The sequence below is a fragment of the Leisingera aquimarina DSM 24565 genome, assembly GCF_000473165.1.
In the GTDB taxonomy this organism is placed as follows: Bacteria; Pseudomonadota; Alphaproteobacteria; order Rhodobacterales; family Rhodobacteraceae; genus Leisingera; species Leisingera aquimarina.
In genome coordinates this window covers 20,533-33,610 of sequence record NZ_AXBE01000012.1, presented here as the reverse complement: position 1 = coordinate 33,610, position 13,078 = coordinate 20,533, and the positions used below count along the sequence as shown (strand labels likewise).

The 13,078-nt window shown below is 62.0% G+C and carries 11 protein-coding genes and 1 pseudogene; 8 read left to right on the top strand and 4 right to left on the bottom strand.

Going from position 1 to position 13,078, the window contains the following annotated elements:
• Positions 1–91: 91 nt before the first annotated feature.
• The 3 genes from AQUI_RS0101380 to istB all read left to right on the top strand — a co-directional run bounded on the left by AQUI_RS0101380 (position 92) and on the right by istB (position 3,311).
• On the top strand, positions 92–754 hold the full coding sequence (locus AQUI_RS0101380) for an FMN-dependent NADH-azoreductase (RefSeq protein ID WP_027255932.1): 663 nt from the start codon (positions 92–94) through the stop codon (positions 752–754).
• A 296-nt stretch (positions 755–1,050) separates the two neighbouring features.
• On the top strand, positions 1,051–2,550 hold the full coding sequence (gene istA / locus AQUI_RS0101375) for an IS21 family transposase (RefSeq protein ID WP_156916747.1): 1,500 nt from the start codon (positions 1,051–1,053) through the stop codon (positions 2,548–2,550).
• Positions 2,547–3,311 (top strand): IS21-like element helper ATPase IstB, encoded by a 765-nt coding sequence (gene istB, locus AQUI_RS0101370; protein ID WP_027255930.1) that lies wholly within the window; start codon positions 2,547–2,549, stop codon positions 3,309–3,311. Before istA ends, istB begins: the two co-directional genes overlap by 4 nt.
• On the opposite strand, the pseudogene AQUI_RS29630 reads toward istB, so the two are convergent.
• Positions 3,295–3,801: pseudogene (locus AQUI_RS29630) on the bottom strand (universal stress protein). The gene istB and the pseudogene AQUI_RS29630 overlap by 17 nt on opposite strands.
• 159 nt (positions 3,802–3,960) lie before the next feature.
• Positions 3,961–4,377 carry a c-type cytochrome gene (locus tag AQUI_RS0101365; RefSeq protein ID WP_027255929.1) on the bottom strand — a complete coding sequence of 139 codons (417 nt, stop codon included), beginning with the start codon at positions 4,375–4,377 and terminating at the stop codon, positions 3,961–3,963.
• Between the two features lie 179 nt (positions 4,378–4,556).
• Between AQUI_RS0101365 and AQUI_RS0101360 the strand changes: the two genes are divergently transcribed.
• Genes AQUI_RS0101360 through AQUI_RS0101350 form a run of 3 tightly spaced genes read left to right on the top strand, consistent with a single transcriptional unit; the run spans position 4,557 to position 9,370 of the window.
• Positions 4,557–5,552, top strand: coding sequence for an HlyD family secretion protein (locus tag AQUI_RS0101360; protein WP_027255928.1), 996 nt, complete (start codon positions 4,557–4,559; stop codon positions 5,550–5,552).
• Positions 5,549–8,245: a ribosome-associated ATPase/putative transporter RbbA gene (gene rbbA, locus AQUI_RS0101355; RefSeq protein ID WP_027255927.1), complete on the top strand. Its 2,697-nt coding sequence runs from the start codon at positions 5,549–5,551 to the stop codon at positions 8,243–8,245. The genes AQUI_RS0101360 and rbbA overlap by 4 nt, the downstream gene beginning before the upstream one ends.
• On the top strand, positions 8,246–9,370 hold the full coding sequence (locus AQUI_RS0101350) for an ABC transporter permease (RefSeq protein WP_027255926.1): 1,125 nt from the start codon (positions 8,246–8,248) through the stop codon (positions 9,368–9,370). It begins immediately after the preceding gene.
• On the opposite strand, the gene AQUI_RS0101345 is transcribed toward AQUI_RS0101350, so the two are convergent.
• Both AQUI_RS0101345 and AQUI_RS0101340 read right to left on the bottom strand, forming a co-directional pair.
• A complete protein-coding gene (locus AQUI_RS0101345) occupies positions 9,367–9,774 on the bottom strand; it encodes a universal stress protein (protein ID WP_027255925.1) in 408 nt (135 codons plus the stop codon). The genes AQUI_RS0101350 and AQUI_RS0101345 overlap by 4 nt on opposite strands.
• 106 nt (positions 9,775–9,880) lie before the next feature.
• Entirely contained in the window at positions 9,881–11,407 is a 1,527-nt protein-coding gene (locus tag AQUI_RS0101340) for a bifunctional aminoglycoside phosphotransferase/ATP-binding protein (RefSeq protein ID WP_027255924.1), read from the bottom strand.
• Positions 11,408–11,565: 158 nt separating this feature from the next.
• Between AQUI_RS0101340 and AQUI_RS0101335 the strand changes: the two genes are divergently transcribed.
• Positions 11,566–12,000 (top strand): DUF4405 domain-containing protein, encoded by a 435-nt coding sequence (locus AQUI_RS0101335; RefSeq protein WP_051371738.1) that lies wholly within the window; start codon positions 11,566–11,568, stop codon positions 11,998–12,000.
• A gap of 218 nt (positions 12,001–12,218) precedes the next feature.
• Positions 12,219–13,064, top strand: a complete 846-nt coding sequence (locus AQUI_RS0101330) for a universal stress protein (protein ID WP_027255922.1) — start codon at positions 12,219–12,221, stop codon at positions 13,062–13,064.
• The last annotated feature ends 14 nt before the right edge of the window (positions 13,065–13,078 follow it).

Sequence of the window (13,078 nt, the reverse complement as noted above, 5' to 3'; positions counted from 1 at the left end):
TCTTTAGCTGCCCGCGAAATTCTCTTCATTTGAGTGTCATGCAATCCGGGTCCAACTTTAAGGAGACGATTCAACCCATAAAGGTGCAGACATGACTACCATCCTTCGAATTGACGCTAGCGTACGTCGGACTGATAACGCTGTTGCCGCCTATAATTCTATTTCCAGGGCCCTTGCAGACAGTTTTGTCGAGCAGTGGAAAGAAAATGATCCTGAAGTAAAAATTATCCTGCGGGATGTCGGCATGACCCCGCCGGATTTCATTAGCAACGACTGGATTGCTTCAGTGTTTACTCCAGGCACCGAACGCACAGAACAGCAGGAAGAGTTGGTGAGCCTCTCTGATACTCTAATCGACGAACTTGATCGTGCTGATATTCTTCTGTTCTCCAGCCCCATGTACAACTACGGCATGCCCGCTGCACTCAAGGCGTGGTTTGATCAGATCATCCGGATAAACAAGACCTTTACGTTTGATCTTGCTCGCGGTGATTTCCCTTTGGAACCCATCATGTCAGGTAAAACTCTGGTATTGCTTACATCAGCAGGCGAATTTGGGTTTGAAAATGGTGGTATCCGGGATGGCTCCGGTCACCTCTCTGCTCATATCAACACGCTTCGAAAGTATCTCGGTGCCGAGCACATGTTTGAAGCTTCTGCAGAATACCAGGAGTTTGCGGACGATCGTCACGATGCATCGGTAGCTTCCGCACATGCCAGCGCCCGGGAAATTGCGCGGAAACTTTCTTCATAAATTCTACACAACACTAAAGCGGAGCCTGCTGAAGAATGTGGGTTCCCAAAATCCTATTGGACTCTGTAATTCTATTCGCAGCTATAGCGTATTTTAAATGGGGCGCAGGAATGCAAACGCTATGAAGACGGATCAGATCTCGCATATGCGCCACTGCGCTTAGCCAAAGGTTATTGATGAATCAGGTGTAAGCGGCGGTGCGAAACTCGGCCACGGTAGCGGCGGGATGACCTTGCTGCGGGCGGCGTAAAAACCGGCCAGTTTTGGCTCTTTCTGGTTTCAGGGAGGGCAGGAGCATTTTCACCGTGGAACTTTATCGGAAGGTTCGCCAGGCGTATTTCCGCGAAGGTATGAGCAAGAGAGCCATCGCCCGTCATTTCGGGATCTCGCGGGACAGCGTCGACAAGATGATCGTGTACTCAGCTCCGCCGGGTTATCGGCGTACGGCACCGATCCGGCGCCCGAAGCTGGACGGGTTCACCGGGATTATTGATCAGTGGTTTTCGGAAGACCGGGAGCGGCCGCGCAAGCAGCGCCACACGGCGAAACGGATTTTCGAGCGGCTGCGCGACGAGCATGGCTTTGCCGGCGGCTACACAATCATCAAGGACTATGTCCGTGAGCATGGCCGCCGCAGCCGCGAGATGTTCGTGCCGCTCCAGCATCCGCCGGGTCACGCGCAGGCCGATTTTGGCGAAGCTACCGTCGTGATCGGCGGGGTCGAGCAGAAAGCCCATTTCTTCGCACTGGATTTGCCGCATAGCGATGCCTGTTATGTTCGCGCCTATCCTGCGGCGACAGCCGAGGCGTGGATGGACGGCCATGTGCATGCCTTTGCCTTCTTCGGCCGTGTTCCCCTGTCGGTGCTCTACGACAATGACCGCTGCCTGGTTGCCCGCATCCAGCCGGATGGCGCGCGCAGGCGGGCCCGGCTCTTCAGCGAGTTTCTGTCTCACTACGTGATCCGGGATCGGTATGGCCGCCCTGGCAAAGGGAATGACAAAGGGGCGGTCGAGGGCCTGGTCGGTTATGCCAGACGTAACTTCATGGTGCCGGTCCCAAACTTCCCGACCTGGGATGCCTTCAATCTATGGCTGGAAGATCAATGCCGGAGACGCCAGGGCGATATTCTGCGCGGTCATGGCGCGACGATTGGCGAGCGGCTTCAGCATGATCTGGATGCGATGGCTGCGGTGCCGGCCACGCCCTTCGAGGCTTGCGACCAGGCCACGGGCCGTGTCAGTTCCTTGGCACTCGTGCGCTACAAGACCAACGACCATTCAGTGCCGGTCGCCTACGGTCACCGTGATGTCTGGATCCGCGGCTTCGTTGACCGGGTGGTGATAGGTTGTGGCGGCGACGTCATTGCGCGGCACCCGCGCAGCTACGACCGCGAAGACATGATCTTCGATCCGCTGCACTACCTGCCGCTCATCGAGCAGAAGATCGGGGCGTTCGACCAAGCAGCGCCGCTGGCGAACTGGGATCTTCCCAAGGCCTTCCATACCCTTCAACGGTTAATGGAGGCGCGTCTGCTCAAGGCCGGTCGGCGCGAGTATGTGCAGGTCCTGCGGTTGATCGAGAGCTTCGAGATGGAAGACGTCCATGCCGCGGTGAAGACGGCCTTGCAAATGGGTGCCATCAGTTTTGATGCAGTGAAGCACCTGGTGCTGTGCCGGGTTGAACGGCGGCCCCCGAGGCTCGACCTTGATGTCTACCCCTACCTGCCGCGAGCCAAGGTGGCGACGACGTCGCCGTCCAGTTACATGTGCCTGACGGCGGGCGGGCCGGCATGACAGAAGCACCACAGATCCTGCTGAACCATCAACTGAAGAAGCTAAAGCTGCCGACCTTCCTGAGGGAATATGACAAGCAGGCCAGGCTGTGCGCCGCCGAGGGACGCGACCATGTCCAGTTCCTGGCCCGGTTGGTCGAACTGGAACTCATCGACCGGGAACGGCGCATGGTCGAACGGCGGATCAAGGCGGCGAGATTCCCGGCCACCAAGAGCCTCGACAGCTTCGACTTCACCGCGATCCCGCCCCTCAACAAGATGCAGGTGCTGGAACTGGCGCGCTGCGAATGGATCGACCGCTGCGAGAACGTCATTGCCCTCGGCCCCAGCGGCACCGGCAAGACCCACATTGCGCTCGGTCTTGGATTGGCGGCCTGCCAGAAGGGGCTGACCGTCCGCTTCACCACGGCGGCCGCCGTCGTCCATGAACTCATGGAGGCCCGTGACGAGCGCCTGCTTCTGCGGCTCCAGAAGCAGTTGGTGAAACAGAAGCTCCTGATCATCGACAAACTGGGCTTCGTGCCCCTCAGCAAGACCGGCGCCGAGCTTCTGTTCGAGCTGACCTCGCAGCGATACGAGCGCGGTTCCATCCTGATCACCAGCAACCTGCCGTTCGACGAGTGGACGGAAACATTCGGATCAGAGCGCCTGACCGGAGCCTTGCTGGACAGGTTGACCCATCATGTGAGTATCCTTGAGATGAGCGGGGACAGCTACCGCCTGGCCCAAAGCAGGGCGAAACAGTTCAAAGAAAACTCCTGAAATGGAACTCCGATTGGTCCTGACGGACCAAGGCGCCTCGGCACACGCCAGCTATTTGGAGAGCGCGCGTGCCAAGGCGCCGGTCACTCCTGAAATGGCCGGGTTTTGCGCCGCCCGTGGCCGGAAATCGTACCGCCGTTGACAGCCGGTGGGTTGTACTTCCTTGAACAAGAGCGCTAAAGGACCCCAATCCGCGGCGGCCTGTAACGATCAGATCAGCACCGCAGGCCTTTGTACAGTTGATGATATTATCAGCCGGATCACCGGCTTCCAGATGCATTTCAGCAATGGCTTGATTGCAGGATTCCGCAATAGCGCGTCCCGCATTAAGGATCGTTTCTCCGGCGGTCTGCACTTCCTCCGCCGATGGCATTGTCGTGGCCGCGTGATAACTCGCAACAGCCCCCAGTGCGAATGCAACCGTCTGAGGCTGCGGCGTGTGCACAAGGTGTATGTCTGACCCGTATTTCTAAGCCAAATCACACGCCATTCGCAGTGCGTTTTCCGCCGCCTCGGAACCATCCAGTCCAACGACTATTCTTTGAAACATTTTCTCCTCCTGTGAACGGATAGCAGTTGATCTGCCGACGGGGACTCCTGGTGCCGCAGGCATGGAATTCAGGATATCCTATGCAGCAGCGATTGGCAGTCATTCAGCCCCTGCTTGATGGCTTTGCACCGACTGCAGATAGACGATCAGATTGTGCAGCGACCGGGGCACCATCATCGGCTGGCCGCTTGGCAGCGCCATGGCAACATACTGATCCTCGTCCAGCGAGGGGCCGAACACCGGCATGTCGCCATGGGCGGCAACCGGCTGCCGGCCGTCAATCTGCTTGGCAACCGCCTCGATGGGAAATTCGCCGCCGTTGCGTTCGGTCAGTTGTCTGAGGTCTGGCGGCCTGAGCGCCATCATCTCCGCCATCGGGCCTAGGCTTGCTGCATCTTTGCCGTGGCACTCTGCGCAGAAGTACAGGAACAGGTCCCGCCCCTCGTCCGCGCCGGTATCCTGCGCCCAGACCGGACCTGCCGCGATAGCCACTGCAACTGCCAGCCGCACCAGCATCAGTGTTCTCCTTTGCTCCGAAACTTCTGCAGCGCGCCGCCCGGTCCCATCCCGGCACCCGCCGCACACGCAACGATGATAGCGGCAATCCGGCAGCGCAGGATTGACTCAGAGCAAAGCGGGCCGCGCGGAACCGGACTAGATTACGCAGGTGCCGCAACAGGACGGGGCGCTCTGCCATGAATAAAATCACTGGTGCAACTCTTGCCACGGCAGCCCTTCTGCTTTTGGCCGCTGCTGCCTACCTGTTCGTTTCGGAAAACGGTGCGGACCTGCCGCAAGGCTTCGTCCAGGGTAACGGCCGGATCGAGGCTGAACAGGTCGAGATTGCCCCGGCACGGGCGGGCCGCGTGGCAAAGGTGCTGGCCGCCGAGGGCAGCCTGGCCGCAGCCGGTGATGTGCTGGTGGAAATGGATACGGATGAGCTGTCGGCAGTGCATGACCGGGCCAAGGCCGAAGCCGCGCTGGCCCGCCAAACCAAGGCCGAGGCGGAGGCACTGGTTCTGCAGCGCCAGAGCGAACAGCGTCGCGCTGCCCATGAACTGGACCGTGCCACCGCCCTGCTGGCCGGGCACAACATCTCTGAAACCGTGTTCGAGGAACGCGAAACTGCGCATCAGGTCGCCGAGGCGGTGCTGGGCGCGGCGCAGGCGCGGGTGGCCACCGCGGATGCCGGGATTGCGGCTGCTGAGGCAGAGGTCCGCAGGATAGCCGCGCAGATCGAGGACAGCACCCTCACTGCACCGATGCCGGGCCGGGTGCTCTACCGGTTGGCCGAACAGGGTGAGGTGGTGGCCGCCGGCGGGCCAATCCTGACCCTCCTCAGCCTCGAAAACATTTACATGGATGTGTTCCTGCCCGCTCGCGAGGCAGGTCTCCTGCCGATCGGCGCCGAGGCCCGCATCGTGCTTGATGCGCTGCCCGAATATGCCATTCCTGCTACGGTCACCTTCGTCTCGCCAGAGGCCCAGTTCACACCCAAGCAAGTGGAAACCCTCAGCGAGCGCGAGCAGCTGGTGTTCCGCGTTCGCGTTCGTATTCCGCAGGATCTAGTGGCGGCACGGATCGAACACGTGAAGACCGGCCTGCGCGGCATCGCCGTGATCCGGCTGACCCTTGACAGCCCCTGGCCCGAAGCGTTGGAGCGGCGCATTCCGCCTGAGCTGTTCGAATGAGGGCCGCTACAGGCATCCCTGGAATCCACGTCGCGGAGGTCACACACCGCTATCGCAAACATATCGCGCTGGACGCGATCTCCTTGGACCTTCCCGCCGGCCAGCTTGTTGGCATCATTGGGCCGGACGGGGTCGGCAAATCGACCCTCCTCGGCCTGATCACTGGCGCCAAGAAACTGCAAGCGGGGACCTTAGACGTCCTCGGCGGCCCCATCGGCGACCCCGCGCACCGGCGCCGAATATGCCCCGCGATTGCCTTCATGCCGCAGGGGCTGGGCCGCAACCTCTATCCCGAACTTTCCGTGCGCGAAAACCTCGAGTTCTTCTCGCGCCTGTTCGGCCAGGGCGAGGCGGAGCGCGAGACCCGGATCGCGGCGCTCCTCACCGCAACCGGGCTGGCACCCTTCGCAAACCGGCTGATGGGCAAGCTTTCCGGCGGCATGAAGCAGAAGCTGGGCCTGTGCTGCGCACTGATCCACGACCCCAAGCTCCTGGTGCTGGACGAGCCAACAACCGGCGTTGACCCGCTGTCGCGCCGCCAATTCTGGGCGTTGATAAGCGCCATCCGCGAACAAAGCCCCGGCCTCTCCGTACTGGTCTCGACCGCATATATGGAGGAGGCGCAGAGCTTTGACTGGATCGTCGCCATGGATGCAGGCCGGGTGCTGTTTCAGGGCCCGCCAGAAGGCTTGCGAGGCGGGGCTGAAGACCTCGAATCTGCCTACCGGCAGCTGCGGGCGCAAGGAAAGCCAACGCTGGTTCAGGACCAGACGCAAGCCAAACACGGCGGCGGCGAACCGGTCATCACCGCCCGCGGGCTGACCCGCCGCTTCGGTGACTTCACCGCAGTCGACCACGTCGATTTCAGCATTGCACGCGGTGAAATCTTCGGCTTTCTCGGCTCCAACGGCTGCGGCAAGTCGACAACCATGAAAATGCTGACAGGCCTGCTGCCCATCAGCTCCGGCGAGGCGCAGCTGTTCGGCAAGCCGGTTGATGCCCGCAACCGCGCAATGCGCCGCGAGACCGGCTACATGAGCCAGGCGTTTTCGCTTTATGGCGAATTGACCATGCATCAGAACCTGCAGCTCCACGCACGCATTTTCGGGATCAAGGACCGGGAGGCCAGAGTCGCAGAACTGACGCAGCGCTTCGGGTTGACCGCCCACAGCACTTCCCTGGCCAGCTCCCTGCCGTTGGGCATCAAACAGCGTCTGTCGCTGGCGGTTGCGATGATCCACCACCCGCGGGTGCTGATCCTGGACGAGCCGACCTCCGGCGTCGACCCGGAGGCTCGCGACATGTTCTGGGCGCTGCTCCTCGAACTGTCGCGCAACGAGGGGGTGACCATCTTTGTCTCCACCCATTTCATGGGCGAGGCCGAACGCTGCGACCGGGTCTCCTTCATGCATGCGGGCAAGGTGCTGGCTGAAGGAACCCCGCAGGAGCTGATGGCATCGCAGGCTGCGGACACCCTGGAACAGGCCTTTGTCTCAATCCTCAGGGCCGCCGCCCCCCCTGCCCCAGTCTCAGCACCGAAAACCGCAGTGCAGGCAGAAGCCGCGACCTCCGGCGGCGGCCTCACCCGCGCCCAGGCCTATGCGCGGCGCGAGACGATTGAGGTCCTGCGCGACCCGGTGCGGCTTGCCTTTGCCTTCCTCGGCTCGGTCATCCTGATGCTGGTGTTCTGCTTCGGAATTTCGCTGGATATCGACGAGCTGGACTATGCCGCCTTGGACCTGTCGCAAAGCCCCGAAAGCCGCGCCTACCTCGCTGAGATTTCCGGCTCCCGCTACTTCAGACCCACGCCGCCTTTGGCCAGCGCCGCCGAGGGCCGCAGCCGTCTGGTTTCGGGCGAAGTCTCTCTGGTGATCGAGCTGCCCCCCGGTTTCGGGCAGAAGCTGCGGGCGGATGAACCGGCAGAGGTGCTTGCCATTGTCGATGGCGCGATCCCCTTCAAGGGCGAAACGGTGGAGGGTTACGCTGCCGGGCTGCATCAGACTTTCCTGGACGCACAAGCCGCTTTCAGGACCACCCGCCCTGCTGAAATTGCCCGGATAGAGCCGCGGTTCCGCTACAACCAGAGCTTCGAGAGTATCGCCGCAATGGCGCCGGCCATGCCGGCAATCCTGCTGATCATGCTGCCTGCGGTGCTGATGGCAGTCAGCGTCGCGCGGGAAAAGGAGCTGGGCTCGGTCACCAATTTCTATGTGACGCCGACTACCCGGCTGGAATTCCTGATCGGCAAGCAGATCCCATATATCGTGATCGCATACGCCAACTTCCTTCTGCTGGCCGCGATGACAGTTGCGGTCTTCGGGGTGCCGCTCAAAGGGGACCCGCTGCCCCTGGCTCTTGGCGCGCTTCTCTATGTCTGGGCCGCAACCTCTTACGGGCTGCTGATCGCCACCATGACTTCCAGCCAGGTGGCAGCCACCTTCACAACCGCCATTGCCTCGGTGGTGCCGACTATCCAGTTCTCCGGCTTACTCCAGCCGGTCTCGACACTGGAGGGCAGCGCCCAGACCATCGGGTCGCTGTGGCCCTCCTCCTACTTCCTGCATCTGAACGTCGGCGCCTTCACCAAGGGGCTGGGTTGGGAGGCGCTGATGCCCGACATTCTGGCGCTGGCCTGCTTCGGGCCGGTGTTTACCCTGCTGGCCGTATTGGCGCTGCGCGCGCAGGAGAAGTAGATGCAGCGTATCTCCTGCATATTCTGGCTCGGCCTCAAGGAGATGATGAGCCTGCGCCGCGACTGGGTGATGATGGCGCTTCTGGCCTGGTCGTTCACCCTGGCACCGGTGATGGAGGCCACCGGGGTTGCGACCTCGGTCAACAACGCGTCCATCGCCTTTGCGGATGAGGACAACTCGCCCCTGTCCCGCACCCTGGCCGCCGCGTTTTTCCCGCCCGAATTCCAGCCGGTTGTCCAGATTGAACCCGGCACCGGCGCCGCCCGGATGGACGCCGGCCACTTCCTGTTTGTCGTCGCCGTGCCGCCCGGGTTCGAAAAGGGCGTCCGCGCGGGCCGGGTACCGGAAATCCAGGTGCTGATCGACGCCACCGCGATGGAACAGGCAGGCATCGGTGCCAATTACATCACCAGCATCCTCAGCACCGAGATCCGCCGCTTTGCGATCGGCGCAGACTTGGCCGCACCGCAGACCTTGGAGATCATCATCCGCAGCGCCTTCAACCCGAACCGCGACACCGTGCGCTTTGCCGGCATCAACGCGCTGATCGGCCAGATCATGTGGCTGACCACGATCCTGACCGGTGCCGCGATGATCCGCGAGCGCGAGCACGGCACCATCGAACACCTGCTGGCGATGCCGCTGTCGCCCTTTGACATCGCCGTGGCCAAGATCTGGGCAAACGCCGCGGTGGTGCTGATCGCAGCGGCGCTGTCGCTGGCCTTTGTCATGCAAGGGGTCCTGGACATCAGCATTGCAGGGTCCAAGGCCCTGTTCCTCTGCGGCACAGCACTGTTCCTGTTCACCGCAACCGCGCTGGGGGTGTTCCTGGCGACGGTCGCGCGCTCAATGGCCCAGTTTGCGCTCTTGGTAATGCTGACCATTCTGCCGATGCTGATGCTGTCAGGCGGCGAAACCCCGGTGGAAAGCCAGCCGGACTGGCTGCAGGCTGCCACTGTCATCCTGCCCTCCCGCCACTACATGGCCGCCAGCCAGGCCATCGTCTTCAAAGGTGCAGGGGTTGAGACCGTCTGGCCGGAATTTCTGTGGATGGCACTGCTGGGCGCCGCCCTGCTGGCGACCAGCCTCATGCTGTTCCGCCGTTCAGTGGCGCACGACAGCTAGCGGATCACAACCACAGTGCATTTGGCGTGGCGCACAACCCGCGCCCCCGTCGAGCCGAGGAAATAATCCTGCAATCCGGGCCGGTGCGACGCGATGACGATGCAGTCCGCGCCATGCGCCTCGGCGTAATCATTAATCGTGCGCCCGGCATGGCCGGTGACCACATCCGCCTTGATGTCTTTCACCCCGCCCAGATCCGACTTGAGCGCCGTCAGCATCTCTGCGCGGGTGTCTTCCAACAGGCCCTCCGGCAGTTGCTGCACCACATAGCCGGGGATCTCATCGGCAACCGTCAGCGCGGTGATCCTGGCATCGTTGTCCGCCAGCAACCGGGCAACCTGTAGAGAACTGGCGCTATCTGCGCCGTGATCCGGGGCAATGGGAACCAGAATATTCTTGTACATGGTGTTCCTCCTCAGAAGTTATTCAACATTACGCCCGTGGCCTCCGGCTGAATTGATTGAGGTTACCCCCAGCGGCCCGCCTCCAGCCGCACAAGGCCGGTCCGGATCACTCCGGCAACAGGGCGGCCTTCACCCGCGCCGCAACCTCACGTTTGGCGCCCCGGCAGCTGATCCGGATCCAATCCGCAGGATCCGCGCGGTGCTTCAACTGCACTTGCAGCACTTCCGCGTCCGCATCCGAGGCATCATTGGTGCGGGCGGCGATCCTGCGCTCTAATTCGACAGTGGCGCCATGCAGCCAGATCCCGTCGAACGGTACCCGCAGCCGGACCGCCAGCGCCTGCACGGCGTCCCGGTATTCCGCAGCAAGGAAAGTCGCGTCAATAACAACGCTGTGACCGGCCCGCATGGCCTGCTCTGCCTGATCCATCAACCGGGCATAGACCTTCGCAGTGACCTCAGGGCGGTAACCTTCGGCAGGCAGATGCTCCAGCGGAGCAGCCCCGAACAGAGCTTTGCGTTCCACATCGCTGCGCAGGTGGAACGCGCCTGGAAGCGGCGTCAAGTACGGTGCGGTCCTCGCGGCGACCGTGGTCTTGCCGGTGCCCGACAATCCGCCGACCGCCACCAGCCGAGGCGGCACCGGCGCAAGACAGGCGGCCGCCAGCTCAAGGTAATCCCGCGCCTCCTGCGCGGGTTCAGCCAAGGTTCCGCCTGCCATGCCCTGCACCGCAACCATCGCCCGGATCGCCGCACGCAGCGCCATGAACAGCGGCAGCGCAGCCAGTCCACCGATATCCCTGGTGGCCTGCAGATAGCTGTTCAACGCTGCATTCGCCTGCGCCTGTGCTTCCCGGTGCAGCAGATCCATCAGCAGGAAACCGAAGTCATAGAAGACATCGCAGGTGCCCAGCTGTTCGTCGAACTCCAGCGCATCAAACGGCACTACTCTGCCGTCGATCAGCACGAGGTTCCGCAGATGCAAATCACCGTGGCATCTGCGCACGCGGCCTGCCGCCGTACGTTTGCTGAGAAGCGGCGCGGTCTTGGCAAAGGCCTGTGCGGCCGCGACAAGAAACGACGCCACCCGGCCGCAGTTCAGCACGTCCCCCATACCGCCCAAGGCCTCCTGCAGCTCCTCATTGATCTCTCCTATCAGGGCAGCCCCGTCAGCGCTGCGTTCTTCGGCATCTCTGTGGTAGGCGGCAACCGCGGAGCCGAGCTGCCCTGCCAGATCAACCGTCAAACCGCCTGCATCAGCAATCGCGCACAGCTCGGCCTCCCGCGCGAACCGGTGCATCCGCAGGGCGTATTCGACAGCGGGTCCTGTCCCCTCAAGCGCCAGGCCGCCCGCCGCCTCGCGGGTGACCGCAACCACCCGGTCATAGATCTCAGGCGCTGCAGAAGCATTCAGGGCAAGCTCCCGCTTCAGAACATCCTTGCGGGCCTGAAGCGAGGAAAAGTCCAGATAGCTGTAGCGCACCGCCCGCTTGATCTTGAACGCCAGGCCGTCGGCCAGGAACACATGTGCGGAATGCGTCGTGATCACCTCGACCGGTGCGTCAATGCCATAAGCTGACGGATCGCTCAGAAAAGCCACCACTTCAACCTGCTGGTTCTCATCTGGATGCATTGGTCTACCCCTGGCTAAGCATACCAGAGGCACATTGTGCCTGCCTTGAGTGAGGTCAAACCAGCCCGTTCTGCGTCTGCACGCCAAAACCATGTCTGGATCAAGGCGCGCGGACTTGCTGCCGGATAGACTCAACCTATCCAGACAGGAGACAAAAAATGACCCAGACCGGTACCCAAACCAGATCAAAAGCCGGGTTGACTAGCAGGGCCCTGGCCGTTTTTGGTGTAACCTTCTCATTTGCAGCTATTCTTCTCAGCGGCAGCATCCTTTTCTTTTCGCCCAAAGGTAAAATTTCTAATCAGGTGGATTGGGAGGCGCTGGGACTGGGCAAGCAGGACTGGAGTGATCTCCATATTGTCCTGGCGGCGCTGTTTATTGCCTGTTCCCTGTGGCATGCAGCGCTCCATCTGCATGTGTTCAAAATGCTGTTCTTCGGCAGCAGGATGTCTCCACGCGGCCACCGGGCCGAGGCGCTGATTGCGCTCGCGGCAGTTGCCGGCTTTACCGTCTTGGCACTTCTTCAGCTTCCTCCGGCCAACTGGCTGCTCGAGCTCAACGAGCTGTTCAAGCAGGAGTTCTGGGCCCGCTGAATCATGATGCCGGCTATCAGGCCCCGCCGAAAGGCCGGCCTTAACCTTAGGCATAGTTTGCAGTGGTGTCAGTCCGGCATATTTCATGCAAGCGCCCAAGGGGAGACACTCTTTCACACCGGATTGATCAGGATCATGGCATCCCGCAGCAGCCCTGATTTACAGATTGACGCGGCGTGCATTCCGGCTTGCCGCGATCAAAAACCCGGAGGCCAGACATGCAACGCAACACAGCTCTCTATGTGCTCGCCACAGACACCAGCGACGAAGCTGTCATCGCTGCCGCCGAAGCGGCGCAGCGCCAGGACGCATACCTCGCCTGCCTGCTGCTGGATAATCCGCCCGGCAGACCCTACTTCGTCTCTGGCACGACAGCCTTCGGCTCAACAGCGATGCCGGCCGACTGGGTTGACCGTCTCCGGGAGGCCCGTCAGGCAGCCGAAACCCGCGCTGGCGAGGTGAGCGGCCTTCTTACGCGCAGCTGCTGCTCCGGCGATGTGCAATATGCGGTTTGCGCTGGGGCGGACATCCGGCTGCTTTGTGCCCAGCGGGCAAAATCCTGCGACATCGCGCAATTTGCCGATGGCCTCAGGGACCGAGAGGATGTCTTCCGTGAAGCGCTGCATGGCCTGCTGTTTCAGTCTCCGGTTCCTGTCATTGTAAATGGCGCGCCCTTTACCAGATACAGCCGCATCTTCCTGGCTTGGGACAGCAGCCTTGCGGCCTCCCGCGCCGCACATGCGGCGCTGACCTATCTGCGCCACGCGCAGGAGGTGGTGATCGGCTGCTTTGAATCCAGCGCTTCCGATCAGCGTGACGGCGAGGACCCGGGCACCGATGTCGCCGCCTGGCTCAGCCACCACGGCTGCAATGTCACCCTCTCGCAATTCCCCGGTGGCGGCCAGAATGTCGGCCACGGCATCCAGCAGCGCGCCCGCGAAGCCGGTGCCGATCTGGTGGCGATGGGGGCCTACGGCCATTCCCGCCTGCGCGAGGCCGTATTCGGCGGCACCACCCGCACGATGATCGAACAGACAGACCTGCCGGTTCTCTTTGCCCACTGACCCCTTGCACCCAT